The 23,070-nt window shown below is 65.0% G+C and carries 20 protein-coding genes; 9 read left to right on the forward strand and 11 right to left on the reverse strand.

The window, feature by feature from the left end; all coding sequences use genetic code 11:
* Window positions 1-67: 67 nt before the first annotated feature.
* The 3 genes from C8J33_RS08585 to C8J33_RS08595 all read right to left on the reverse strand — a co-directional run bounded on the left by C8J33_RS08585 (window position 68) and on the right by C8J33_RS08595 (window position 2,680).
* Entirely contained in the window at window positions 68-841 is a 774-nt protein-coding gene (locus C8J33_RS08585; protein ID WP_245507093.1) for a helix-turn-helix transcriptional regulator, read from the reverse strand.
* Window positions 842-937: 96 nt separating this feature from the next.
* On the reverse strand, window positions 938-1,669 hold the full coding sequence (locus C8J33_RS08590; RefSeq protein ID WP_245419977.1) for a helix-turn-helix transcriptional regulator: 732 nt from the start codon (window positions 1,667-1,669) through the stop codon (window positions 938-940).
* 201 nt (window positions 1,670-1,870) lie between these two features.
* On the reverse strand, window positions 1,871-2,680 hold the full coding sequence (locus tag C8J33_RS08595; protein ID WP_422038090.1) for an IclR family transcriptional regulator: 810 nt from the start codon (window positions 2,678-2,680) through the stop codon (window positions 1,871-1,873).
* 253 nt (window positions 2,681-2,933) lie between these two features.
* Here C8J33_RS08595 and C8J33_RS08600 point away from each other — a divergent pair, with 253 nt between their 5' ends.
* The 6 genes from C8J33_RS08600 (at window position 2,934) to C8J33_RS08625 (ending at window position 8,844) form a co-directional block, all read left to right on the forward strand.
* Window positions 2,934-3,719, forward strand: a complete 786-nt coding sequence (locus tag C8J33_RS08600; RefSeq protein ID WP_132663730.1) for an SDR family oxidoreductase — start codon at window positions 2,934-2,936, stop codon at window positions 3,717-3,719.
* Between the two features lie 8 nt (window positions 3,720-3,727).
* Entirely contained in the window at window positions 3,728-4,654 is a 927-nt protein-coding gene (locus C8J33_RS08605; RefSeq protein WP_132664508.1) for a 2-dehydro-3-deoxygalactonokinase, read from the forward strand.
* A gap of 61 nt (window positions 4,655-4,715) precedes the next feature.
* A complete protein-coding gene (locus C8J33_RS08610; RefSeq protein WP_132663731.1) occupies window positions 4,716-5,354 on the forward strand; it encodes a 2-dehydro-3-deoxy-6-phosphogalactonate aldolase in 639 nt (212 codons plus the stop codon).
* A complete protein-coding gene (locus C8J33_RS08615) occupies window positions 5,351-6,223 on the forward strand; it encodes an SMP-30/gluconolactonase/LRE family protein (protein WP_132663732.1) in 873 nt (290 codons plus the stop codon). Before C8J33_RS08610 ends, C8J33_RS08615 begins: the two co-directional genes overlap by 4 nt.
* A gap of 118 nt (window positions 6,224-6,341) precedes the next feature.
* A complete protein-coding gene (locus tag C8J33_RS08620; RefSeq protein WP_132446412.1) occupies window positions 6,342-8,069 on the forward strand; it encodes an IlvD/Edd family dehydratase in 1,728 nt (575 codons plus the stop codon).
* 187 nt (window positions 8,070-8,256) lie between these two features.
* Window positions 8,257-8,844 carry a PRC-barrel domain-containing protein gene (locus tag C8J33_RS08625; protein WP_132663733.1) on the forward strand — a complete coding sequence of 196 codons (588 nt, stop codon included), beginning with the start codon at window positions 8,257-8,259 and terminating at the stop codon, window positions 8,842-8,844.
* A 73-nt stretch (window positions 8,845-8,917) separates the two neighbouring features.
* On the opposite strand, the gene C8J33_RS08630 is transcribed toward C8J33_RS08625, so the two are convergent.
* Together C8J33_RS08630 and C8J33_RS08635 are read right to left on the reverse strand one after the other, a co-directional pair.
* A complete protein-coding gene (locus tag C8J33_RS08630; RefSeq protein WP_245507094.1) occupies window positions 8,918-10,399 on the reverse strand; it encodes a putative bifunctional diguanylate cyclase/phosphodiesterase in 1,482 nt (493 codons plus the stop codon).
* A gap of 177 nt (window positions 10,400-10,576) precedes the next feature.
* Complete coding sequence (locus C8J33_RS08635; protein WP_132663734.1) at window positions 10,577-12,367, reverse strand: response regulator; 1,791 nt, start codon at window positions 12,365-12,367, stop codon at window positions 10,577-10,579.
* Window positions 12,368-12,783: 416 nt separating this feature from the next.
* Between C8J33_RS08635 and mutL the strand changes: the two genes are divergently transcribed.
* The gene (gene mutL, locus C8J33_RS08640) at window positions 12,784-14,658 is read left to right on the forward strand and encodes a DNA mismatch repair endonuclease MutL (protein ID WP_132663735.1); all 1,875 of its coding nucleotides are present in this window, start codon (window positions 12,784-12,786) and stop codon (window positions 14,656-14,658) included.
* Between the two features lie 122 nt (window positions 14,659-14,780).
* Complete coding sequence (locus C8J33_RS08645) at window positions 14,781-15,035, forward strand: DUF2093 domain-containing protein (RefSeq protein ID WP_092932401.1); 255 nt, start codon at window positions 14,781-14,783, stop codon at window positions 15,033-15,035.
* A 184-nt stretch (window positions 15,036-15,219) separates the two neighbouring features.
* On the opposite strand, the gene lpxK is transcribed toward C8J33_RS08645, so the two are convergent.
* The 6 genes from lpxK to C8J33_RS08675 form a co-directional block, all read right to left on the reverse strand.
* Window positions 15,220-16,263, reverse strand: a complete 1,044-nt coding sequence (gene lpxK, locus C8J33_RS08650; RefSeq protein WP_132663736.1) for a tetraacyldisaccharide 4'-kinase — start codon at window positions 16,261-16,263, stop codon at window positions 15,220-15,222.
* Entirely contained in the window at window positions 16,263-17,027 is a 765-nt protein-coding gene (locus C8J33_RS08655) for an HAD family hydrolase (RefSeq protein ID WP_132663737.1), read from the reverse strand. The genes lpxK and C8J33_RS08655 overlap by 1 nt, the downstream gene beginning before the upstream one ends.
* 54 nt (window positions 17,028-17,081) lie before the next feature.
* Window positions 17,082-18,395 (reverse strand): lipid IV(A) 3-deoxy-D-manno-octulosonic acid transferase, encoded by a 1,314-nt coding sequence (gene waaA / locus C8J33_RS08660; protein ID WP_132663738.1) that lies wholly within the window; start codon window positions 18,393-18,395, stop codon window positions 17,082-17,084.
* 67 nt (window positions 18,396-18,462) lie between these two features.
* Window positions 18,463-18,690, reverse strand: a complete 228-nt coding sequence (locus tag C8J33_RS08665; RefSeq protein ID WP_092932394.1) for a DUF4170 domain-containing protein — start codon at window positions 18,688-18,690, stop codon at window positions 18,463-18,465.
* Window positions 18,691-18,768: 78 nt separating this feature from the next.
* The gene (locus tag C8J33_RS08670) at window positions 18,769-19,584 is read right to left on the reverse strand and encodes a 3'(2'),5'-bisphosphate nucleotidase CysQ (RefSeq protein ID WP_110799922.1); all 816 of its coding nucleotides are present in this window, start codon (window positions 19,582-19,584) and stop codon (window positions 18,769-18,771) included.
* Between the two features lie 122 nt (window positions 19,585-19,706).
* Complete coding sequence (locus tag C8J33_RS08675; RefSeq protein WP_132663739.1) at window positions 19,707-21,053, reverse strand: TldD/PmbA family protein; 1,347 nt, start codon at window positions 21,051-21,053, stop codon at window positions 19,707-19,709.
* A 183-nt stretch (window positions 21,054-21,236) separates the two neighbouring features.
* On the opposite strand from C8J33_RS08675, the gene C8J33_RS08680 reads away from it, so the two are divergent.
* The gene (locus tag C8J33_RS08680) at window positions 21,237-23,060 is read left to right on the forward strand and encodes a monovalent cation:proton antiporter-2 (CPA2) family protein (RefSeq protein WP_132663740.1); all 1,824 of its coding nucleotides are present in this window, start codon (window positions 21,237-21,239) and stop codon (window positions 23,058-23,060) included.
* The last annotated feature ends 10 nt before the right edge of the window (window positions 23,061-23,070 follow it).

A 23,070-nucleotide genomic window follows, 5' to 3' on the forward strand; every position in this document is an offset into this window, starting at 1 on the left:
GCACTTGCTCATTTCGCGAGCAGAATTTCACGCCGTGCATCTTATTCAGACGCTTGCCCAAGGGAAATCAGCTGATCAGGCCGAGCCGCATGGCTTTGACGACAGCCTGAACGCGATTGGCGGCGTCGAGCTTCTTGGCCACATGGTTGAGGTAGTGATTGACCGTGTGCTCGGAGAGGCCAAGGATATCGGCGATTTCCGAGCTCGTCTTGCCGGCAGCCGTCCAGTTCAAACACTGGATCTCGCGATCCGACAAATCGACCTTCTCGGTTTCCTGGTCCATGCCGCCGATGCCGACCAGACGATTATAGACGTGCAGGCAGATCATATGCAGATCGGTCATGACCTCGATGGAGAGATCGGCATCGCCGCTGAGAAAGATGAACACGGCCCGCCCACCTGCGGCATCGTGAACGGGGAAAAAATAGGCCTCGCAGAACTCCACCTCCTGCAGGAGCGTTTCCCGCTCAGGCGAGAAGAGGCCGCCCGCGCTTTCCCGACACTCGTCCGCGGTCATTCGAAACGGCGTGGTCGTCGTGCGCAGCATGACGAAAGCCTGGTTCTCGTGCACCGAGCCGCTGTCGTCATAGCGCCGGGTGACATCGTCGGGGACGTTGGAGAGAACGGCAATCTCGGAATATTTCGTCTGATCGACCGTCGGCAGCGTACAGAGGAGAATGAAGGGAAAGCCGCGCGCAGCCGTGATGCGCGTCATATGGGCAAGGACGTCGTCTCGACTTTTAAGCCGCTCAAGCGCGGCAAGATCGTTTTCGGACGCATCTCCCGCCCATCCGCCTTCCGGCATGGCGGCATTCGACGCAGTGGGCTTCGTGTCAGGCATGGAGCGTCTCCATCCACCTGCCGCTTCTGCCATGCGGGCGTGCCGGCATGGGCTCCGCCACCTGCATCCTTGTCCCATCCTCCAACGGCACTCGGTTCACGTGATCAGCCCAGCCCGAAGGGCTTTTGCGATCGTCTGGACCCGGTTGACCGAATCCAGCTTTCGGGTCGCACGGTTGAGATAGTGGTTGACGGTATATTCCGACAGGTTGAGCAGGCGTGCCATTTCGACGGTGGTCTTGCCGCCTGCGGCAAGGCGCAGGCATTCGATCTCGCGGCGGGACAGGGAGCCGGGTGCACGCCGGGAGGCCGACCAGATCTCGCTCAGGCGATTGAAGGCATGCCCCGCCACGAAGGTCACCACGTTCAATTCCTGTCGGTTCAACTCCGGCCGGTCGCCGCCGAACGCAATGGCGCTGCGACGACCATCGGCATCGTGAACAGGCACGAACACCATGCGCCCGAAGCCCGAACGCGCAAACAGGCCCTTGGCGATCTTGACCGTCCTGACGAAGGCCAGCGGCGAGGTATTGTCGACCGTGAAGGGCACGGTGCTCAACCGCAACTGCTCGAAAACCGGACTGGTCTTCAACAGGCCCAGCGCGTCATACTCCTTGACGATATCCATCGGCCAGTTCGTCATCATCACCAGCTTGCGAAGCGACGAGACGGACCGGGATGGCAGGGACAGGACGGCGTATCCCTGGAACTCATAGAGCTCACAGATGCTCTCGAACAAGCTGCGGACATCGCCTTCCTGATCCAGGTCGCCGATCGTCCAGCTGTTGCCGGAAACGACAATCTCGGGCGAGACACTCCTCAAACCCATGAACATTCCTTTGAGTGATTATGATTGCCGCAGCGAATTCCAACAACGTGGCATGCACCGAATTCCATCATCTGAAACGATTCCGGTGGGCTTTTTTGCCTGATCCGCTGCCGTTCCACTATAAATAAAGTCCATGTGGCGTCTAGCACCACTTAGCAATTGGTCTGATAAATACACAAGACCGAGGTTCGAACGTCCGCTTCACCGGTCGGGCGCAGACACCGGACAGAGACCGACACCCGCATCGTGAGAGATGGAATTCGCCACGTCTCTGACAAGTCCCGACCATGCCTCCAATTGACGGATCGTCACGCGATAAGCCGGTCCCGTCACCGAAATGCCCCCGACGATCCCGTGGCTCTCGCATGCCTTGTCTCCGGAGGAGACCGGCGCGGCGACACAGTGGATCTCGACTTCATGTTCCTCCGCATCGATCGCATATCCTCGTCCGCGGATCCGGTCGAGGTCGGCCATCAGCGCGCCTCGCGACCGGTGCGTATTGGCCGTGAAGGGGTGATAGGAGATGCGCGCGAGGCTCGCATCCAGCCGCGCAGGTGGCAAGACGGAAAGTGCGGCCTTACCCAATCCCGTGCAATAGGCCGGCGAAACCCGGCCGATCTGGCTCTCCATCCGCACCGTCTGGCGACTTTCCACCTTGTCCAGATAGATGATGTCGGTCGTGCGAAGGACGCCCAGATGTACTGTTTCGCCCGTTTCCGCGTGAAGACGATCGAGATGCGGCCGGGCGATTCGCCGGAGGTCGTTGCGCGACCATGCCCGGTGCGCAAACGACAACAGCCTCAGGCCCGGCTCGTAGGCGAGGTCCGCACGCTGAAACAGCAGGCCTTCCTCGACCAGATGCGACAAATGCCGATGCAGCGTGCCGCGTGGCTGGCGCGAGAGCGCGTGAATGTCGGTAAAGCGCAGCGGCATGTCGGCGTTGACGACGAGTTCGAGCACGGCCATCGCCTTCCCGAGCGTTCCCGTATCCAGAGCGGCCGACGACTCCACGCGGTCGCCCGCATGGTCTGCCGTCCTACCGTCGCTGGTCGATGTCTTCACTCTGCCGTCTTTCACCCGCAAGATCCAACGGGGGTTTCGTAGCCTGTTTTGTGCCCTGCCGCGTCGCCGGCGGCACGGTGCCGCGCACCTTTCCGCCTTGACACCCAACCGGGATTTGGCCGATATTCCACATACTAAACGATTGTTCCGAATATTGGAACAGAAATATGAAATGTATGCCTTGAGGGAGGGCGTCGACAGCATGCCCGGCCCTTCTGCAACGTTTCCGGATCTCGCAGATCGTGGCGTACTCATCACGGGCGGAGCCTCGGGCATCGGTGCGGCATTGGTCGAAGGTTTCGTGCGCCAGGGTGCACGGGTCGCGTATATCGACATCAACGCAGATACGGCGGCGGAAGTTTCAGCCCGCCTTAAAGACGTCGGACCCCATGCGCCGCTTTTCATAGAGGCGGATCTTCGGGACATCGCCGGCATACCCGCGCTCGTCGATCGCGCAGCGGCGGCGCTGGGCGGGCTGAAGGTGCTCGTCAACAATGCAGCCCGCGACGATCGGCAGGTTTTCGGCGCGATCTCTGAGGCCGACTGGGACGAAAACCTCGGCATCAACCTGAAGCCGGTCTTCTTCATGAGCCAGGCGGCAGCGCCCTATCTCAAAGCCGGTAATGGGTCCTCTCTTTCGGGCGGGTCCATCGTCAATTTCTCCTCGATCGCCTATCTCCTCAACATGGGTGAGGTGCCGGCCTATGCGACCGCGAAGGCCGGGATCGTCGGCCTGACGAAGTCGCTCGCCGGCGCGCTCGGGCCCTCCGGCGTGCGAGTCAACGCGCTGCTGCCGGGCATGGTGGTGACCGAGCGGCAGAAGGCGCTGTGGCTGAGCGAGGATAGCATCGAAGCGATGCGCCGGCGGCAGTGCATTCCCGAAACGCTTTATGCCGACGACCTCGTCGGCCCCTGCCTCTTCCTCGCCTCCGACTGTTCGGCGCGGATGACGGCCCAGACGATGATCATCGACGGAGGTGTCTTGTGACGACAACGATAAGCCAGCCGGCAGCGGCCCGTTATGCAGCAGCGGATTGGGGAACGTCGAGTTTCCGGATCTGGCTGATCGGCGAAACGGGCGAGGCCCTTGGCGAGCGCCGCAGTGCCGAGGGCATGACGACGGCGGCGAAAACAGGGTTTTCAGCCGTTCTGGAAACGCATCTGGAGGCCATGGGCGCCAGCGCCACGCTGCCGGTCGTGATCTGCGGCATGGCGGGTGCACGGCAGGGCTGGGTGGAGGCGGGCTATCTCGACACGCCGGCCGCCCTCTCCGACATCGTCCGCCATGCGGTCGTCGTTCCCGACGAGCGTCGCGACATCCGCATCCTGCCGGGGCTCGCCCAGCGCGATGCGGTGAGGCCCGACGTGATGCGCGGCGAGGAAACGCAACTGCTCGGCAGCGTCGGTGCCCTTTCGGGCACGCGGCTCGTCTGCATGCCGGGCACGCACAGCAAATGGGTGCGGGTGGCCGACGGCAAGGTCGAGCGGTTCTCGACCTTCATGAGCGGCGAACTGTTCGACGTCGTGTCGCGGCAGTCGATCCTCAGCCATGCGGTGGCCGATGCCGGCGCCTTCGACGGCACGCATCCGGCCTTTGTCGCCGCCGTCGCCGAGGCGATGGAAAACCCTGCCATGGCGACCAATCTCCTCTTCACCGTCCGCTCCGGCCAGTTGCTGCACGGGCATGGCGCAACGGAGGCGAAAGCCCGGCTGTCCGGGCTGATGATCGGCCTGGAGATCGCGGGTGCGACGACCATGACGGCCGATGCCCAAACGCCGGTCAGCCTCGTCGCCTCCGGCCCGCTTGCCGGGCTCTATACACAGGCGCTCACGGCTGCCGGGCTTCAGAGCGAGCTTGTGGATGCCGACGAGGCCGTTCGCGACGGCCTTGCGGCGGCGGCCAAAGCGCTCTGGCCGGCCTGAGATCATTCCCTATTTGCCGCTTTCGAGCCTATTCTTTGCTGATTTCAAGAAAGACGAGATCATGACACGCGTTCCCTTCCCCACCATGAAATATCCCCTGATCGCCATCCTGCGCGGGCTGAAGCCCGAGGAGACGGAGGCGGCGATTTCGGCGCTCGTCGAGGCCGAGTTCACGGCCATCGAAATTCCGCTGAACTCGCCGGATCCGTTCCGCTCCATCGAGATCGCCGTGAAGACGGCGCCGGCCAACTGCCTGATCGGCGCCGGCACCGTGCTGACAAAGGACCAGGTGGAGCGGCTGGAGCAGGCCGGCGGCCGGCTGTTCGTCAGCCCGAATGTCGATGTGGACGTCATCGCGCATGCAGCATCGAAGGGCATGGTGACCATGCCCGGCGTGTTCACGCCGACGGAAGCACTGGCGGCGGCTGCGGCCGGGGCAACCGGGCTCAAGTTCTTTCCGGCGAGCGTGCTCGGCGCCTCCGGCATTTCGGCCATCCGCGCCGTGCTCCCGACCGATCTTGAGATCGCGGCCGTCGGCGGCGTGTCCGAGGCCAATTTCGCGGAATATGCCAAGATTGGGGTCAAGAGCTTCGGGCTCGGGTCCAGCATCTACAAGGTCGGCATGAGTGCCGCCGAGATCGGCGCCCGTGCCCGCATCACCACCAAGGCCTATGACGCCGTCTATGGAGCGTCCGCATGAGTGCCAACGCGAAAATCGTCAGCGACAACCCGTCGGAACTCGGTGAAGGCCCGGTCTATGACCCCTCGACGGGCACCGTCTGGTGGTTCAACATCGTCGGGCGCGAGCTGCACGGGCTGCATCTCGAAAGCCAGGCCAAGAGCGTCCAGCCGCTGAACTTTCTCGCCAGCGTCATGGCGCTGGTGGATGGGGAGCGACAGCTGATCGCCAGCGACCAGGGCCTTTTCCTGCGGGATGCCGAGACGGGGGCCTTCGAGACATACGGCGTGATCGAGGACAAACCGGGCAACCGCACGAATGACGGTCGCGTGCATGCCTCGGGCGCGCTCTGGATCAGCACGATGGGCCGGAGCGCGGAAAAGAACGCCGGCGCGATCTACCACGTCGCCAAGGGCAAGGTGACGCGCATCGTCGGCGACATCACCATCCCGAACGGCATCTGCTTCTCGCCGGACGGCCGCACCGGTTATTACTCCGACACCGGTCTCAACCGCTTCATGCGCGTGGCGCTGGATCCCGCAACGGGCCTGCCGACCGGCGAGCCTCAGCTGATGGTCGAGGAGCCGGAAAGCGAAGGCGGGTTCGACGGGGCGGTGTGCGATGCCGAAGGGCTGATCTGGGCCGCCCGCTGGGGCGCCTCCGCCATCGACGTCTATTCGCCCGAGGGCAAGCGCCTGGCGCGGCATACGGTGCCGGTGTCGCAGCCGAGCTGCCCGGCCTTCGTCGGACGCAGCGCCGACCGGCTGCTCTTCACCTCGGCCTGGCAGGGACTGGACGAGGCAGGGCGCTCGAAAGACCCGGATGCCGGCAAGACCTTCCTGCTCGACATCGACGTGAAAGGCCGTTTCGAGCCCGTCTACGTGCTCTGATCACCGCTGCCGATCGCGCGCCCCCGGGAGGAGAGCGTCATCGGCGATTTACAGTCGAAACGGTAAAAAGTATGATTATTGGTGAACGGCCGAAGCGCCGCGCCAAAGGGAGGTTTCCATGAGCGACGAGAAGAAACGGGAACTGAGAAGCCGTCACTGGTACGGCGGTACCGACAAGGACGGGTTCATTCACCGCTCGTGGATGAAGAACCAAGGCTTTCCGGATCATGCCTTCGACGGACGCCCGATCATCGGCATCTGTAATACCTGGTCGGAACTGACGCCCTGCAACAGCCATCTGCGGATTCTCGCCGAAGGCGTGAAGCGCGGTGTCTGGGAGGCCGGCGGCTTTCCGGTCGAGTTCCCCGTGTCCTCGCTCGGCGAAACGCAGATGCGGCCGACGGCCATGCTGTTCCGCAATCTGCTCGCCATGGACGTCGAAGAGGCCATTCGCGCCTATGGCATCGATGGCGTCGTGCTGCTTGGCGGCTGCGACAAGACCACGCCCGGCCAGCTGATGGGGGCGGCATCCGTCGACCTGCCGACCATCGTCGTCTCCTCCGGCCCGATGCTGAACGGCAAGTGGCGCGGCAAGGACATCGGCTCCGGCACGGATGTCTGGAAGTTCTCCGAGGATGTGCGCGCCGGCAAGATGAGCCTGGCGGAGTTCATGGCGGCGGAAAGCGGCATGTCGCGCTCGCCCGGCGTCTGCATGACGATGGGCACGGCGACGACCATGGCGTCGGTGGTGGAGGCCATGGGCCTGTCGCTGCCGCTGAACGCCGCCCTGCCCGCCGTGGACGCGCGCCGCATGGCGCTCAGCCACATGACCGGCAAGCGGATCGTGGACATGGTGCATGAAGATCTGCGCCTGTCGAAGATCCTGACCAAGAAGAACTTCGAAAACGGCATCGTCGCCAATGCCGCCGTCGGCGGTTCGACCAATGCGGTCGTGCACCTGCTTGCCATCGCCGGACGTGCCGGCGTCGATCTGACGCTCGACGATTTCGACCGGGTCGGCGCGCAGGTTCCCTGCATCGTCAACTGTATGCCCTCCGGCCAGTATCTGATCGAGGATCTGGCCTATGCCGGGGGCCTTCCCGCCGTGATGAACCGCATCCAGGACCTGCTGCATGCCGACGCGCCGACCGTCTACGGCTGTCCCATCTCGGACTATTACAAGGATGCCGAAGTCTTCAACGACGACGTCATCCGGCCGCTCGACAACCCGCTCCGCAAAGCCGGCGGCATCCGCATCCTGCGCGGCAATCTTTCGCCCAACGGCGCCGTGATCAAGCCGTCGGCCGCCAGCGAGCACCTGCTGGTGCATGAGGGACCGGCGCATGTGTTCGAGACGATCGAGGACATGAAGGCGCAGATCGACGATCCCGACCTCGATGTGACCGAAGACACGATCCTCGTGCTGAAGGGCTGCGGCCCCAAGGGCTATCCCGGCATGGCGGAAGTCGGCAACATGCCGATCCCGAGGCGGCTGGTGGAAAAGGGCGTGCGCGACATGGTGCGCATCTCTGACGCCCGCATGTCCGGCACGGCCTTCGGAACCGTGGTGCTGCATGTCAGCCCCGAGGCCAATGCCGGGGGACCGCTCGCCATCGTGAAGACCGGCGACCGGATCCGGCTCGACACGCTCAAAGGCGAACTGAACCTGATGATCCCCGAAGCCGAGTTCGCTCAGCGCATGGCCGCCTGGGTGCCGCCGGAGCCGAAATGGACGCGCGGCTATTACAAGCTCTATCAGGACACGGTGCTGCAAGCTGACAAGGGCGCGGATCTCGACTTCCTCGTCGGCGGCAGCGGCAGCGAGGTTTTCCGCGAAAGCCACTGACCGAAGCCGGCCGAGGTATTTGGTCGGTCTATACTTACCTTATGGCCTGCAGAAAGTTCCTCTTTCCGCAGGCCATTTTTTTTCGGAACCACTTTCCGGGACGGGCCGTTCTCTCAGCATCACCGGTGCGGCGTGTTTGAACCCCGCGCCACGATCCGAGAAGAAACCGAAACAGGAAGGTTACATCATGACCAACAAGCTCGTTACTTCCGTCGCCGCCGGCGCCCTCTTTGCCGGCATCGTTGCTTTCGCACCGTTCGCCTCCGCACAGGACGCCGCACAGCCGGCACCGGCCGCGCCTATGGCAGCAACGGCAGCTGCATCCGGCAGCTACATCACCGAGCAGGGCGCGGATCAGATCGCTGCCAGCACCTATCTCGGCCAGTCTGTCTACAATTCTTCGGATGAGAGCATCGGCGAAATCAACGATGTGATCTTCTCCAAGGACGGTTCCGTCGAAGCAGCCGTCATCGGCGTCGGCGGCTTCCTCGGCATCGGGGAAAAGAACGTCGCCGTACCGCTCGATACCGTGATGGTTACCGAAGTCCCGAACTCCGACGACCTGAAGCTGACCACGACCGAAACGGCCGACACGCTGAAGGCTGCACCGGAGTTCAAGACGAAGGCCGCACAGGTCGCAGAACGGAACGCGACGACACCGGTTGACGGCTCGACGACCTCGTCGACGACCCCGATGGCACCTGCCGGTGGCAACACCATGGCTCCGGCCGGTGGCGCTGCCCCTGCCGGCCAGCCGGCCACGACGACCCCGTAATCCGCTAAACGTGGCTTACCAAGCGGCGGTGCGAAAGCACCGCCGTTTTCGTTCGTGCAGACGACATTAGGGATCAGATGGCGATGGGTCGCTTGGTGTCCGTGTCGCGGTAGCGATCGCGGAGGTATCGCAGGGTTGCCGTGGCATCAGCCGGCTTTCCGTAGAAATACCCCTGCCCCATACCGCAACCCAGCCCCTTGAGCATCAGCGCTTCGGCGAAATCCTCGATGCCCTCCGCGACGACCTCGAGACCCAGGCCATCGCACATGGTGACAATCGCTTTGACGATGTGCTCGGAGGCGCGATCGTTGACGATGCGGCAGACGAAGGAGCGGTCTATCTTCACCTTATCAAAGGTGAAGTCCCGAAGGCGGCCGAGGCTGGACTGTCCGGTTCCGAAATCATCGAGCGAAATCCGCACACCGGCGTCACGTAGTTCCTGCACGATCTTCTGCGCCATGTCGGCATCGCGCATCATCGCCGTTTCGGTAATCTCGAGTTCCAGCCGGCGCGGATCGAGGCCAACGCGATGGATGATGGCGAGCACCGTGCTGCTGGTCGCAAGGTCCATCAGCTGGGCCGAGGACAGGTTGAACGAGAGAAACAGCTCCTTCGGCCAGAGCAATGCCGCTTCCGCTGCCTTGCGCAACAAGGTCTCCGACAGGGCATCGATGAAGCCGCGTTCTTCGGCGAGCGGCACGAAGATGGCCGGCGAGACATAGCCGAGATCGCTGTCGCACCAGCGGGCCAGCGCTTCGAAACCGACCACCATGTCGGTGTCGAGGCTGACGATCGGCTGGAAATGCACGTCGATCTCATCGGCGATGATGGCGTTGCGCAGAGCCTGCTCCAGCAGCGTCGCGCGGCGCATTTCCTGAGCGATTTCCTGGGAATAGACGGTGATCTGCCCGCGGCCGCGACGCTTCGAGCGATAGAGCGCGGTATCCGCACTCTTCAAGAGGTCGTCATAGGCTTCGCCGGCGAAGGGATAGACCGCAAAGCCGAAGGAGGCCGAGAGACGCACCGTGCGCTCGGCCAGTTCGAACGGTGCCTGCAGCACCTCCTTCAGCATATGGCCGATCTTCTCGGCGCCCTTGCGCTCGAAAACGAGCGGCAGCACGAAGGCGAACTCGTCATTGCCCATGCGGATGACGGTCGCACCATCGGGCATGCAGGCTTCCAGCCGGCGCGCGACCTGGTAGAGGATCTCGTTGCCCGCGGCGTGGCCGAAGAGATCGTTGAGCGGCTTGAACCCGTCGAGATTGGCAAGACCGATCGTGAAGGGTGCCGGGTCGGCAGCGCGTTCCGTCGCGATTTCCCGCACTTTTTCCCGCAGCCGGTGGGAATTGCCAAGGTCCGTCAGAGGATCGATGAAGGCCAGGGCATGAAGATCGCGAGCGTGACGGTCGAACGCAGGACTACCGATGTCGTACGGATCGTGTTCCGGGGAGACATCATGACGGCGCTGAGGCATCGCAGCCTGCCGCTCTCGCTGGCTCGGCTCCGTAAGGCGTGACGGACCTTTCTGGCGCGAAGCTGTTTCGTCCTGATCCATTGCGGAGGTCCTGCATATTTTGGTCGGCACGCTGACCGCATGGACCATGGGACCACATCGTTAAGAAATTACAACAGTCTATATCCCTAATTCTCGTATCGCTTGCAAGAACGCGAAGGAAAGAGTGGATTCTATACCTGAAGATGCAGGAGTTTCTCCACTATCGTGGAAGACGTATCAGCGCTGCTGGCGATGATCGCTGCTGTCCTGAAGATAGCGGTTCCGCACGCGCTCGATCATGTCGGGGCTGATCGGCTTTACGATATGGTCATCCATGCCGGCAGCGCGCGCATGCTCCAGGTCGATATCGAGGGCCTGCGTCGTCACCGCGACGATCGGCGTGCGGGACGACAGGTGCACTTCTGCCGCCCGGATGGCCCGCGTCGCGTCGAAGCCGTTCATGACCGGCATGGAGACGTCCATGAAGATGAGCTGCGGGCGGAATTGCTGCCAGAAGCGGACGGCTTCCTCGCCATTGGCGGCGATCCGGTAGGACAGTCCGAGACCTTCGAGGATCTGGGAGAAGACGAACTGGTTGATGTCGTTGTCTTCGGCAACGAGGACGTCGATATCGGAGGTCGGGCGCTCGGTGACCGGCAGGACGATGTCCCAGTCGGCGGGAGATTGCAGGATGGCGGCGGGATCGTCGGGTATCGGCGAGCCCATTGCCGTTTCCCGTATCGTGAACGACGCAAGAACGTGGTCCGCCAGAGCCTCCTCCGCCCAGGATGGATCGAAAACGATGCCTGGCGGACCGGCAGCCGTCTCCAATGTCGCCTTGAGGTCGCCAAGGGCGGGATCGATGAGAACGAGGTCGAGCGAGAGGTTCGCTTCGCGAATGGCGTCGAGGAACGCCGTCATCTCCGGCGCGGAGCTGAGCGCGCAGGCTTCGTGGCCGCGCTTCGACAGGACCGAGAGCAGACGCGCCTCGACGGTCGCATCCGGCGTCATGACCAAGATGCGACCCGCAACGATAGGCTCGGCGGCTTCGGTTGTCCGTTGCTGAGCCGCCATGTCCTGCGGCGTCGGGGCCTGAGCGGTCTGGGCGAGGACGTGCAGGTCCAGTGCCTGATAGGGATCGTGGCAGTTCTGTGCCGGCTCGAACGCATCGTATCGCGCGACGGCGAGGTTTTTCGCCATTTCCGGCGAGACCACGCCCTCGTCGTAGCCCACGACGATATCCGTGACGTCGTTCATGCAGGTCACGAGAAGGCCGCGATGCGCGTCGCCGACGCGGAATTTATGCGTCACCACCCAGCAATCGTCGCCGTTTGCCCGCACGATCTGTTCCGGCAGGCTGTGTTCGCGCCCGGTTTCCAGCACCATGCGGTCGGACGTCTCGAATTTCTCTGCAAGCTCCGGTTCGATGAGATCCCAGACGGAGCGTCCGAGAATCTGGTCGGGCGTCATGCCATGCAGGTCGCAGAAGGCCTTGTTGACACCGATGTAGTTGAGGCTTCGATCCTTCACGCAGATCGGGTTGGGCAGGCCGTCGAGAATGCCTTCCGTCATCTCCATGCGCTCGACGTCGAGCTGCATCTGCTCTTCCCTCTTCTTCTGCTCGGAGACTTCGGTCAGGGAGACGACGCAGAGGCCGCTGGCCAGCCGGCGCTTGCGCACATTGATCCAGCGCTGGCGGGCGATGCGCTCGACCACCTCGTAGCGCTCGCGCCAGTGAAGGGAGACGCGTGCAGAGATCCATTCGTCGCGGTTCACGCGCCGGCGGCTGCGTTCCGTCGCCGTTCCCGAACGCACGCCGAGATCGAAGACGGCGCCCAAGAAATCGCGCAGCCGCGTGCCGCGTGCGAGGAAACGGTCCTCGACGGGGTAGAACTGCTGGATCGGCTTGCTGGCAAAGATCAATTCGTCGTTGCGGTCGCACACAAAAACGGCCAGGCCCAGCGCATCCGAAACCGCTTCCAGCAGAGAGAGCTGGACAGCTGCGCCAGATGACGCGAGATCATTCATTCACGGCCTCACATTTCTGGCGAGCATTGACGGGAACATGCCGACGTCATGACCCTTTACCGGGCATGGCGTTTTCTCCGGGAGCGCGCGGTCAGCATCGCGATCGCTCCGGCGCAGCGCCCACCCGGAAACGGGCCTGGCTGCGACATCTTTTCGTCCGTCACGTCGGGTCATGTTCGCCGGCAACGCCAATGCTGCATGTCCCTCCGGCGGCAGCACCCGGTGTCCTGTCGACCGTTCCGGCTGCCTTGGCCCAACGTCAACCATGCCACAGCGGGCTTAATGCACCCTTAAACCCTCAAGAACCCATGCTCGTTACAACCCATCTCCGTCCCTTTTCGGATCTCACAGGGGATATCCCGGCCGAGCCGCGATCCGGTCCTTGGCGGGGGAGCGGGAATGGCGGAGAATGCACCATGGCCATTACCCTCCTTTCCGAAACGCTCATCAACCAGATCGCTGCCGGCGAAGTCATCGAGCGGCCGGCGAGCGCTGCCAAGGAGCTGATCGAGAACGCGCTCGATGCCGGCGCCACCCGCATCGAGATCGCGACCGCCGGCGGCGGCAAGACGCTGCTGCGCGTGGTCGACAATGGCTGCGGCATGGGGCCGGACGATCTGGCGCTCGCCGTGCGGCGGCACTGCACCTCCAAGCTCGACGGCGGCCTGTTCGACATCCGCACGCTGGGCTTTCGCGGCGAGGCGCTGCCCTCGATCGGCTCCGTCGCGCGACTGACGATCGCGAGCCGGCCGGCCGGCAGCGACCATGGCGCCGAAATCGCCGTGCATGGCGGGGTGGTGCAGGCCGTGCGGCCGACGCCGGCCAACCACGGCACGGTGGTGGAGGTGCGCGACCTGTTCTTCGCGACCCCTGCCCGGCTGAAATTCATGAAAACGGAACGCGCCGAGGCGGCGGCGATTTCCGAGGTGGTGCGGCGCATGGCGATCGCGTTTCCCGGCGTGCGCTTCCTGCTGTCGGGCCCCGACCGCACCACGCTCGAATTTCCCGCGACCGGGGACGACCGTCTGGCGCGCATCGCGCAGGTGCTCGGCCGCGACTTCCGCGACAATGCGATCGAGATCGATGCGGAGCGCAACGAGGTGCGGCTGACCGGCTTTGCCGGCGTTCCCACCTTCAACCGGGGCAATTCGCTGCACCAATATGTGTTCGTCAACGGCCGGCCCGTGCAGGACAAGCTGATCTTCTCGGCGCTGCGCGGCGCCTATGCCGAAACCATCCCGCATGGGCGCTATCCCGTCGCGGTGCTGTCGATCACGATCGACCCGGCGCTGGTGGATGTGAACGTGCATCCGGCAAAGTCGGACGTCCGCTTCCGCGATCCCGGCCTCGTGCGCGGCCTCATCGTCGGCGCGATCCGTCAGGCGCTGGCGGCCGACGGCGACCGGTCCTCGACGCTCGGCGCGCGCGGACTCGTAAACGCCTTTCGGCCGGAATCTTCGGCCCCTGCGTCCGGTTCAGGCTTCGCCTCAGCCGCCCGTTCCCCCGGCGGTTATGGTGGCCAGACCGGGTATGGACAGGCTCCCTCGCCCCCTTGGGCGGCGGAGCGTTCGCCCTACCGGCCGCTGGAGACGGGCGGTCGCGGTTTCGGGGAGGCCGCGCAGGCCGCTTTCGGATCGTTCGCACCGGCCGCAAGGATGGCGCCGGAGCCTTCGGGATCGGAGCCTGTAGTGCCCGAGACGGCGCTGCCGGAGCATCCGCTGGGCGCGGCGCGGGCGCAGCTGCACGAGAACTATATCGTCGCGCAGACGGGCGACGGGCTCGTGATCGTCGATCAGCACGCCGCGCATGAACGGCTCGTCTATGAGAACCTGCGCAAGGGGCTCTCGACGAAGGCCCTGCCCGCGCAGGCGCTGCTGATCCCCGATATCGTCGATCTCGCGGAGGACGATTGCGACCGGCTGATGGTGCATGCCGAAGAGCTTTCGCGGCTGGGGCTCACCATCGAGCGCTTCGGCCCGGGCGCGGTCGCCGTGCGCGAGACGCCGGCCATGCTCGGCGAGATCGATGCGGCGGGGCTCATCCGGCAGCTGGCCGACGAGCTGGCGGAATGGGACACGGCCAACGGCCTGGCCGGCCGGCTGGAAGCGCTGGCAGCAACCATGGCCTGCCACGGCTCGGTGCGCTCGGGCCGCCGGCTGCGGCCGGAGGAGATGAACGCGCTCCTGCGCCAGATGGAGGCGACGCCCGGCTCCGGCCAGTGCAATCACGGGCGGCCGACCTATATCGAGATCAAGCTTGCCGATATCGAGCGCCTGTTCGGACGCAGCTGATGGTGAGAAGCGCCAGCCAGACGGCTCCAAGAGGCGGCTGGCAAAACGGGCGGTGAAGGTTTACAGCGGCGGGACAGGGTTCGGCCGCTTGGGCGAGACGATCAGTCAGGGGATGAGACACGATGAACCGGTTCGAAGGCAGCGGCAACAGGATTGCGAAAATCCGGTATCTCGACGGCGATTTCAACGTCATCCTGCCGGGATCCTTCGTCATCTGCGCCATCACCGGACGCGAGATCCCGGTCGAAGAGCTGCGCTACTGGAGCGTGGCGCGGCAGGAACCGTATGTCGACGCGCAGGCCGCCTTCGATGCGGACAAGCGTGCGGGGATCCTGCCCGGGCAGACGGCAGACGCGGGGTCGTCGGTTACGCCGTAGGCTTGCGGTGGCCCCTCACCCTAACCCTCTCCCCGCTTGCGGGGAGAGGGGACGTGCCCTGCGTGAGGTTTCGATGTGAGGTGGAAGCAGCGCCTTAAGGTCCCTTCTCCCCGCGCGCGGGGAGAAGGTCCCGGCAGGGGGATGAGGGGCCGACGCAAACCGCAAGCCTACGTGACAGAACGCTTTACGCCCCGCTCCGGCGCAACAGCCGATGGCGGGCGGCGAACAAAGCGGCGTCGATCATCTTGTCGGGGGCTGCGGGATCGTCGAAGACGATCTCCACATCGATGACGCGGACTTCGCGCGCGAGTTCGCCCATGCGATCCGCCTCATGACCGGCGTCGAGACGAACGCGGTCCTTGGCGGTCGTCACCAGAAGCAGGCCGGATACGTCGGCATCGTCGAGAAGACCGGCGATCTCGTCGGCTTCCAGATGATGGTGATCCGGGAAATTGCGCGTCGTCACGATCTCCGCGCCGGTTCCGCGCACCGTCCGGTAGAACTTTTCAGGATCCGCGATCCCGGCGAAGGCGAGCACGCGCTGGCCTTTCAGCGAGCCGTCATCCTCGTGCACAATATTGGCGACGAAGACCGGCCGTCCGGCCCGCGCCGCGGTGCGGATGACCGGGTCGGCCGCCGTCTCCCGGCCGATCTTCAGGACGGCGGAGGCGTGGCGCAACTGGTGGCCGAGCGGCGCGCGCACCGGGCCCGCCGGCACGAGGCGGCCGTTGCCGATGCCGCGGCGGCTGTCGATGACCAGCAGCGCATAATCGAACACGAGGCGCGCGCTCTGAAAGCCGTCATCCATGATGATGAGATCGATGCCTTCCGCCACCAGCCGCTGTGCGCCTTCGACGCGCTTTCTCGATATGACCGTCGGTGCCGCGCGGGCCAGCAGCAGCGGCTCGTCGCCGACCTCCTGCGCCCGGTGGTGACCGGGATCGACCAGCGTGGTCACATCCAGCGACCCGCCATAGCCGCGGCTGAGAAAGCCGGGCTTCAGGCCGCGGCGGCTCGCGGCCCTGGCGATGGCGATCGCGGTCGGCGTCTTGCCGGCGCCACCGACGGTGAAGTTGCCGACGCAGATGACGGGAACGGGGGCGGCCCAGCGGCGCGCACGGTCCATGCGGCGGCCGGCGATCTGCCCGTAGACCCAAGCGACGGGGCTGAGCGCGCGGGCGGCCCAGCCGGGCTTTTCCCACCAGAAGGGCGGCGCTTCCGATGCCATCAGGAGGCCGCCTCGTTCATCGTGAGGTCGTCGCCCGTCGGCAGGTGACGATCGAGGAGCGCCAGAAGCTCGGTGATATCGGCAAGGCAGTGGTCGCTGGCGGCGGCGAGCGACTGGCGGGAGCCGGTGCCGGTGAGCACGGCAACGGTGAGGCCGGCGCCGGCATTTCGCCCCATATGCATATCGTGATTGTTGTCGCCGACGACGACGACCTGATCGGGGATGAGGCCCGTCGTCGCGCAGAAGCCATGGACCATGCCAGGCTCCGGCTTGACGCCGTAGCCGCTGTCATAGCCCGCGACATAATCGAGGCATTCGGCAAAGCCGAAGCGTTCGGCCGTGCGGCGGATGGAGGCCTCGTTGTCGCTGGAGGCGACGCCGAGCTTGTAGCCGCGTGTCCGCAATGTCGTAAACAGAACGGAGAGATCCGTCACCGGGACGGCATAGGCGGCGGAGCGGGAGAAGAGGTCGTCGAGGGCCTCCGTCAATGCCTCGCGCGTCCACGGCGCGCCGGCCTCCACCATGCCTTGCGCGATCTCCGCCGTGTTGCCGGCCGCAAGCAGGCTGTCGGGGCCGACGAAACCCGTCTCAGGATCCATGCCGCCGGCGCGCAGCAGCGTGGCGCCGAGGTCCGCATCGTCGCGCGAGGCGATGCGGGCGACCTCGTAATTCACCGGCACCCAGCTTTTGGCATAGTCGAGCAGCGTCCCGTCCTTGTCGAAGAGGATGCCGGCGATCGGTATCGGAAGCGGTGCCTTGCTCATCTCGACGGTCTCTTTGGGATTTGAAACGTGCAGTATGACGCCTGCCGGACTGCGCTAGACATCGTCGCGCGGCAACAGGCGGGCCTTCACCGTCAGCGGGTTGATGTAGGGCTCAAGCCCGCGGATCGTCGCGGACAGAGCACCGCGCATCTCGTGCACGGCTTCCTGCCCCGCCTCGATCATCTTGCGGCGCACCTCGTCATTGGTCAGCAGGTAGTGCACGCCCTTGGCCAGCATCTCGGTATCGCGCACGATCTTGGCGCTGCCGTTCTTGGCAAGCGTCTGGTAGGTCTCGCGGAAATTCTGGACGTTGCCGCCCGACAGGATGGCGCAGCCGAGCATGGCCGGCTCGATCGGGTTCTGCCCGCCCTCCCCGAACAGCGACCGGCCCACGAAGGCGACATCGGTCAGGCGGAGATAGAGGCCCATTTCGCCGACGGTATCGCCGAGCAGGATGTCGGTTTCCGGCGTGACGGGATCGTTGCGGGTGCGGCGCGCGACGGTCAGCCCCTTGGCGACCAGCATGGCCTCGATCGCGTCGCAGCGCTCGGGGTGCCGGGGGACGATGATGGTCAAAAGCGCGTTACGCTCTTTCAGGGCCAGATGCACCGAACCCGCCGCGGCCTCCTCCCCTTCAAAAGTGGAGATCGCCGCCCAGGTCTTGCGGGTCTCGATCTGCTGCCGGTACTGGCGAAGCACGGCGTTATCGACCGGCGGCGCATCCGTATCGACCTTCAGATTGCCCGACACCATGACCGGCAGAGCGCCGAGCGCGCTGAACCGCTCGGCATCGGCCTCCGATTGCGCGATCACGAGCGCAAGGTTCTCGAAGATGGCGTCGGCAAGGTTCGGGCGTTTCTTCCAGCGGGCGAAGCTGCGGTCGGACAGGCGGCCGTTGACGAGGATCTGCGGGATATGGCGCTTGCCGAGTTCCATGATGGTCATCGGCCAGATCTCGCTTTCGGCGATGATCGCAAGATCCGGTTCCCAATAATCGAGGAAGCGGGAGACGGCCGGCTTGAAGTCGAGGGGCACATATTGGTGGATGGCGATATCGCCCAGTCGCTCGGCGACGACCCGGGCCGAGGTGGTGGTGCCGCTGGTGAGCACGACGGCGATGCCGCGGCGGTGGATTTCCTTGATCAACGGAATGACGGACATGGTCTCGCCGACGCTGGCCGCATGAAACCAGACCAGCGGACCCTGCGGGCGGGCGGCACTCGGAAAGCCGTAGCGTTCCTGCCGGCGCGCGCGATCTTCCTTGCCGCGCGCGGCGCGCAAGGCAAGGTAGGACCAGACGAGCGGATAGACCGCGGTTCCGACCCAGCGATAGCCGGACAGCGCCGCGCGCGCCAAGAGGCGCGTCATCTGGCGCTATCCACGCGGGCGGGACGCGACGGCCCGGACACGCGCATGCCGCATCCGCCCAGGTTCATCAGAGCTGGCCCGGATCGAGCAGGCGGTGCATGTGGACGATGAAGTAGCGCATATGGGCGTTGTCGACCGTCGCCTGCGCCTTGCCGCGCCAGGCATGCAGCGCGCTCTCATAGTCCGGGAAGATGCCGACCACATCCAGCTTCTCGAGATCGCGGAACTCGACGTCCTTGAGGGTCTTCAGTTCACCACCGAAGACCATGTGCAGCAGCTGCTTCTTTTCCGTCATTTTCGCCTCTTTTCGTCAGTTTTCGTCGTCTTAACGTGCTGTTTTCGACTGGTGATGTGCGGCATCCAGCCGGAAAGGTCAATGCCCGTGCAGGCCGGCCGATGCGTCCAGCAGTGCCGGCAGAGCGGGCAGTGCCGCCGCGCACAGGACGTCGTGGCGCACGCTGGGCCGGTTGTAGGTCAGGGGCTCGCCGTCGAGACCGGTGAGCACGCCGCCCGCCTGCTGCAGGATCAGGTCGGCGGCGGCGAGATCCCAGTCATGGGCGTTCTTCTTCACCACCGTGCCGTCGATCTGGCCGTCGGCGATCATCGCGATGCGATAGGCGAGCGAGGGAACGTGGGAAACGCGCGCGACATCCTTGCCGTAACCCGCCTTCAGCTTCGGCAGGAGGTCCTCGGCGATGGCGAACCGCAGCGGCTGGCCCGCCACCGGCTTGGCGACATGGATAGTGACGCCGTTGCGCCGGGCTTCCGCGCCGTGCCTTGCCTGATAAAGCTCGATGAGGGCCGGCGCGTAGAGCACGCCGGCGACCGGACGGCCCTTGTGGACGACGGCGACGCTGACGCACCAGACGTCCTTGCCGGCGATGAAGCCGCGCGTGCCATCAATCGGATCGACCACGAACACCGTGTCGCAGCCAAGCCGCGCCTCGTCGTCATCCGTCTCCTCCGACAGCCAGCCGTAATTGGGGCGGGCCGAGAGCAGGCGCTCCTTGAGGATGTCGTTTGCCGCGTAATCCGCCTCGCTGACCGGCGAGCGGTCCTCGTTCTTGTAGCGGAATTCCGGGTTCTTGCGGAAATAGGTCAGGGCCTTCTCGCCGGCGGCCATCGCTGCCGTGGTGATCAGGTCCAGATCCCTGGTCCACTGATCCGGCGGGTGATGGTCGGCGTTCATGGGCGTCCTTTCCGTATGGTCGTGCGATGTATCAGGCGATGTCCGCGTCAGACAGGCGAAGTGCGGCCAAAACATGGTGGCCGCTTCGTCATCCCAGCCTTTCGGTTTTTACCGGGCCGCCCTTACTTTCCGGCGAGCGTCATGCCTTCTACGGCGATCGTCGGCGCGGCGACCGAGTAGGAGCGATCGATATCGTTTGCGAGCGTCAGGGCCATGAACATCTCCTTCAGGTTCGAGGCGATGGTGACCTCGGAGACGGGGAAAGCGATCTCGCCGTTTTCGATCCAGTAGCCGGAAGCACCACGGGAATATTCACCCGTCAGCATGTTGACGCCATGGCCGATCAGCTCGGTGACGTAGAAGCCGGTGCCGACGCTGCGGATCAGGTCCTCGCGCGAGATATCGCCAGGCTCCAGCGCGAAGTTGGTGGAGGACGGATTGACCGCCGTGCCGCTGCGCGCGCCACGGCCGTTGGTTTCAAGGCCGAGTTCCCGCCCCGTAGCGGTGGAGAGGAACCAGTTCCTGAGGATCCCGTCCTCGATCATGGTCATCTTCTGCCCGGTCACGCCTTCGCCATCGAAGGGCCGCGAGCCGGAGCCGCGCACGATCAGGGGATCGTCCGTCAGGTTGATGCCGGCTTTCAGGATGCGCTCGCCCATCTTGTCCTTGAGGAACGTCGTCTTGCGGGCGACCGAGGCGCCGTTGATGGCGCCGGCGATGTGGCCGGCAAAGCTACGGGAGACGCGCGGATCGAAGACGACGGTGACGTTCTTCTGCGTGTCCACCTGGCGCGGATTGACGCGGGCGGCGGCACGCTCGCCGGCATGGCGGCCGATATCGGCGGCACCGCGCAGGTCGGACAGGAAGAGCGCGCTGTCGAAATCGTAGTCGCGCTCCATCTTCGTGCCCTCGCCGGCAATGGCGCTGACGGAGAGGCTGAAGCGGGTGCCCATATAGGCGCCGGAGAAGCCGTTGGACGTGACGAGCACGAGGCCGCCCATGCCGGTGGAGCCACCGGCGCCGCTGGTCTTGGTAACGCCGGGCACTGCAAGGGCCGCGGCCTCCGCCTCGAGCGCGCGTTCGGTCAGCTCTTCGGTGGAGATCTCGCTGGGGTCGAAGAGGTCGAGATCGGGAAACTCGCGGGCGATGCGGGTGTCGTCGGCCAGCGTCGCGTAAGGGTCCTCCGGAGAGGCCTTGGCCATGGCGACGGCACGCTCGGCCAGCACCTTCAGGTCGAAGCCCGGATTGGCGGAAACGCTGGCGACGCGGCGGCCGACGAAGACGCGGAGCGAGAAGTCGTCGCTCTCGGAACTGTCGGTCGCCTCGACCTTGCCGAGGCGTACGGACACGGAGCGCGAGCGGCCCCGGAGCACGACGGCGTCGGCCTGATCGGCTCCCGCCTTTCTCGCAAGGTCCACGAGCTCTGCGGCCCGCGTTTCGAGTGCGGCGGAATCAATCGTCTGGGGCATGAATTGGCCTTTCATTCCCGTCCCATTTATTGTGCAGTGGCCCGGGCATCAAGGGCGTGGCACGATTCTCCCGGAACGCGCGCCTTATTTCCGTCTCGCCACCCGGTGAGAAGGCCCTTTCGCAAAAAACAGGTCGGGCCCGGTGCGTCCAGCACGAACGGCAAAGCCACAGGAAACGTCACGATGTCGACAACGCCCGTCATGACCTCCCAGGCGCTTTTGCTGCTCGGCGGCGCCGTCGTGGCGGCCCCCATCTTCAAGAAGCTCGGGCTCGGCACCGTGCTCGGCTATCTCGCGGCCGGCGTCATCATCGGCCCGGTCTTCCACCAGATCACCGATGGGGAAGCGATCCTCGGCTTTGCCGAGCTTGGCGTCGTCTTCCTGCTGTTCGTGATCGGACTGGAGCTGAAGATGTCGCGGCTCTGGGCCATGCGGCGCGATATCTTCGGGCTGGGGTCCGCCCAGGTGCTCGTCACCGGCGGGCTGCTCTCGGCCATCGTCTACGAACTCGGCCTGCTCGATGCTGCCGGCAGCCTCATCACCGGCTTCGGCCTCGCTCTGTCCTCCACTGCCTTCGCGCTGCAGATCCTCGACGAGAAGGGCGATACGAATACGCGCTATGGCCAGCGCGCCTTCTCCGTTCTCCTCCTGCAGGATCTTGCCATCGTGCCGCTGCTGGCGCTGATCCCGCTGATCGCGCTGCAGGCGCCGGAGGATACGACGCCGCCGATCGAGGATTTCTCGGTCGCCGTCGGCGCCATCCTCGTGATGGTGCTGGCCGGACGGTATCTCATCAATCCGCTCTTTCGTATTCTTGCGCGCACCGGCGCGCGCGAAATCATGATCGCCGCCGCGCTGCTGATCGTGCTGGGTGCTGCGACCCTGATGCAGATGGCGCAGCTTTCCATGGCCATGGGCGCGTTTCTCGCCGGCGTGCTGCTGGCGGAATCGAGCTATCGGCATGAGCTGGAAGCCGACATCGAGCCGTTTCGTGGCCTGCTGCTGGCGCTATTCTTCATGGCGGTCGGCCTGTCGCTGCAGATCGACGTGATCTTTTCCAACTGGCTCACGGTGCTGATCGCGGTTCCCATGCTGGTGATCATCAAAGCCGTGACGCTTTACGCCGTCTGCCGGCTGTTCGGCTCGGCCCATAACGAGGCGGTGCGCATCGCGCTGCTGCTGCCGCAGGGCGGCGAGTTCGGTTTCGTGCTGTTCAGCGCGGCGGCGGCGGCGGGCGTGTTTCCGGCCGCGACCGGTTCGCTGCTCGTCGTCATCGTCACGCTCTCCATGGCGCTGACGCCGGCCGCCTCCGCGCTCTCGCGCACTCTCACGCGGGACGAGGAGGAAGAGGCCGAGGACGATATGGAGGAGGATTTTGAGGGGGCTGGCGCCGATGTGCTGATGATCGGCTTCTCGCGCTTCGGGCAGATCGCCGCGCAGATCCTGCTGGCCGGCGGACGCGACGTCACCATCATCGACCACTCCGCCGCGCGCGTGGAACAGGCTGCGACCTTCGGCTTCCGCATCTATTTCGGCGACGGGACACGGCTCGACGTGCTGCGCGCCGCCGGCATCGAGCGGGCGAAGATCGTGGCGATCTGTACGCACCGGAAGGAGACGACCGACCGGATCGTCGATCTCGTCCAGTCGGAATTTCCCAATGCCCGCATCTTCGCACGCTCCTACGATCGCCAGCATACGCTGCAATTGCGGGCGCGTGGCGTGGATTACGAACTGCGGGAAACGCTGGAATCCGGGCTACTCTTCGGCCAGCGCACGCTGGAGGAGCTTGGCGTTACCGACGCGCAGGCCATCGCCATCACCACCGATATCCGCCGGCGCGACGAGGCGCGGCTGGAGGTGCAGGCCGTGGACGGGCTGGCGGCCGGTCGCGACATGCTGCATTTCCGCCCCGTGAAGCCCGAGCCGCTGATGAAGCCGAAGCGGGAGCCGGTGGCGCCTCAGGGGCCGGACGAGGAGATCGCCGAGGCACAGCGGCCGCGCTGAAACGGCGACG

The organism is Rhizobium sp. PP-CC-3G-465, from assembly GCF_004343445.1.
GTDB classification, from domain to species: Bacteria; Pseudomonadota; Alphaproteobacteria; order Rhizobiales; family Rhizobiaceae; genus Ferranicluibacter; species Ferranicluibacter rubi.